Annotated in this window: 2 protein-coding genes and 2 pseudogenes; 1 reads left to right on the top strand and 3 read right to left on the bottom strand. The window is 68.6% G+C overall.

From position 1 onward, the window contains the following. Positions 1-189: pseudogene (locus tag ACNPP0_RS24220) on the top strand (HAD family hydrolase); the annotation flags it as partial. Positions 190-260: 71 nt separating this feature from the next. Here the strand turns inward: ACNPP0_RS24220 and ACNPP0_RS24225 are convergent. The 3 genes and pseudogenes from ACNPP0_RS24225 to ACNPP0_RS24235 all read right to left on the bottom strand — a co-directional run. Further along, a complete protein-coding gene (locus ACNPP0_RS24225; protein ID WP_332607853.1) occupies positions 261-1,220 on the bottom strand; it encodes a DMT family transporter in 960 nt (319 codons plus the stop codon). Between the two features lie 158 nt (positions 1,221-1,378). After that, positions 1,379-2,257 (bottom strand): AraC family transcriptional regulator, encoded by an 879-nt coding sequence (locus ACNPP0_RS24230; RefSeq protein ID WP_448707231.1) that lies wholly within the window; start codon positions 2,255-2,257, stop codon positions 1,379-1,381. A gap of 157 nt (positions 2,258-2,414) precedes the next feature. Continuing rightward, positions 2,415-2,856, bottom strand: a pseudogene (locus tag ACNPP0_RS24235) (RNA polymerase subunit sigma-24); the annotation flags it as partial.

The following is a 2,856-nucleotide window of genomic DNA, read 5'->3' on the forward strand; positions in this document are numbered from 1 at the left end:
CCCCCGGTTCTGGACTGCGTGGTGGTAGAAGACAGCGTGCCCGGCGTACGCGCCGCCCGCGCCGCGCGCATGCGGGCGGTGGGCTACGTGGGCGCGTCGCACAACGGGCCGGACCAGCGCCAGCGCCTGCTGGACGAAGGCGCGTTTGCCGTCATCGACGATCTGAGCCAGCTGCCGGATCTGCTATAGCGGCACGGCCACACGCACGTCGGCCCGATCCCCGATGGCGTCGCGGCCACCCTGCAAGCGTGCCGGACCCGCTATAGCGCCACGGGAACCGGCACCGGCTTGACGCGCACCGCGCGCAACACGCCCACCACCAGGCACGCGATGCCCACCATTGTCAGCGGCTGCGGCATCGTGCCGCGCAGGATGAAGGCGTACGCCAACGCGGCCAGCGTTTCAAAGACGATCAGCTGGCCGGCCAGCGCGGTGGGCAAGCGCTGGCTGGCTTCGTTCCAGCACAGCGTGCCCAGCCAGGAGGCGAACAGCCCGATGGCAATCATCAAGCCCAGAAAGCGTTCGGGGTTGGGGCCCAGCGGCATGTCAAAGCCGCCGCCGGTGGCGGCCATGCCGATCCACAGCAACCCGTAGCCAGCCAGCGCCAGTGGCAACGTCGCCAATCCTTGCGCGGTGGCCCAGGTGCTGGGACTGCGGTCGGGGTGCGCCCGCAGCCAGTCGGCATTGCGCAGCGGATACCAGGTCCAGCAGGCAACGGCCACCAGCGCCAGCAGGGCGCCCACGGCGTAGCGCGACAAGTCGGCATCCGTGTTTTGGCGCAACGCTTGCAGCTCTACCTGGTTGACGCAACCGATGCCGAACGCAATCAAGGCCAGCGAGGGGGCCAGGCGCTTCCACGGCAGCTTGCCGTCGCGGCGCGCGTTCCGAAGGTTGGCGCACACGGCAATCACGACCGGCAGCGTGCCGATGATCATCGTCGGCACGGGGCCGCCAGCGCGTTGGATGGCGCTGGCCAGGCACAGGTAGTACAGCAGGTTGCCGATGGCGGCCAGTTTCAGCGCCTCGATCCAGTCGGCACGCCGCAGTTGCCGCAGCCGGTGGCGGTCCAGCCACGCCAGCGGCAGCGCAATCAGGCCAAAGGCCAGGTAGCGCGCCACCGATTGCAGCGCGGCCGGATATTCCGGCAGCAACAACGGCCCCACGAAAACCAGCCCCCACATCAAGCCCGCGGCCAGCGCGTAAAGGGTTCCTGCCCACATGCCTTGCTCTCCTGCGTATCGATGGGGGCAGTCTAGCCAAGGACGGGCCGGCAAATCTTGTACCAAATTGCGGAGTGGGCGGCGCCTGCGCGCGCATCTGCTGGGAGCTTGCGGCGGCCCTTATCCTGTCGGGGCTTCGAACGTGGGCGCGCGCCAGCCTATCGGCGCACCTGCTTCTGATAGCGGGCGGGCGTCACACCATAGCGGTGTGAAAATGCCCGCGTCAAATGCGCCTGGTCGGTCAAGCCCGCCGCCAGCGCCACCTGCGCCGGCGCAATGCCGTCCGCCAACAGGCGCTTGGCTTCGAACAGCCGCAGCGCCATCAGCATTTGTTGGGGCGTGGCGTGATAGTGCGACTGGAAGCGTCGCAGAAAATGAAAGGGGCTCAGTTCCGCTACCGCCGCCAGTTCGTCCAGCGTCAAGCGGCGCGACAGGTTTGCCCGCAGGTAGTCGATGACGGGCGCAAAACGCGGCGCGCCCTCGGTGGGCGCATCGCGCGGCACTCGAGCATGACGGCGGAACTCATGGACCAACGTATACAGCGCGCTGTCAAAAGCCAGCGGTTCATGTGTCTGCCATAAACGGTCAAGCAGGGCAGTGACGCGCCGCGCGCTGGCTGCGTCATGGCCGACGGCCGTGTTGAACCACCAGCCGCTTTCGCCGGACACCCGCGCCACCACGTCGGCGTCGATGTACACCATGCGATAGCGCCAGCCACCCACCGTTTCGGCGCGACCGGTGTGCAGCTCGTCAGGGTTCATCAACACGACCGAGCCCGAAGGCGCCAGGTGGTCCGCCCCGCGATACCGGAAGCGTTCGACGCCGGATTCGATGGCGCCCAGCCCAAAGGCTTCGTGCGTGTGTGGTTCGAAGGCGTGGCGGATGATGTGCGCGCGGTACAGCTCCACGCCGGGCTGATGCGCGGCGCGGCGGAATTCGGCGCGGTCATTGGGATGATCGAACGCTGCCGGCACGCCCGTCAGCGCGGGGGCCTCAGGGGCGGGGGAAGAGGGGGAGGCGGCGAGCGGGGAAGCCATGGTTCGGATTTAAGCACGGTCCGGAATCGTTTGACGCGGGGGCACGTCGGGGGCCAGGGCGGGTACCCGGGCTGAAGCCCGAACCCAAACCCAACCCCAACCCCAAACCCAAACCCAAACCCAAACCCAAACCCAACCCGAGTCCAAGTTCAACCCGCTACCCCAGCATCGCTTTCGCTCGTCCCAACAACAGTTCGCGTTCGCGAGCGTTGCGGGTCATGCCGGCCGCGCGCTCGAATTGCTCGTGCGCTTCGGCGTTGCGGCCTAATCTGGCCAGCAGATCGCCGCGTACGCTGGGCAGCCAGTGATAGTTGGCCAGCGCGGGCTCGCCGGCCAGGGCGTCGACCAAGTCCAGCGCCGCCTGCGGCCCGAACGCCATGCCCACGGCCACGGCGCGGTTCAGCGCGACCACGGGTGAGGGCACCAACAGCACCAGCGCGTCGTATAGCGCAACGATGCGCGGCCAGTCGGTGTCGTCGGGCGTAGCCGCGCGCGCGTGGCAGGCGGCAAGCTCGGCTTGCAGGACGTAAGGGCCGGGCAGCCCGCCCAGCGCGGCGGCGCGGGCCAGGGCGGCCAGCCCGCGCCGGATCAGCAAGGGG

The sequence above is a fragment of the Achromobacter semiaridum genome, from assembly GCF_053543755.1.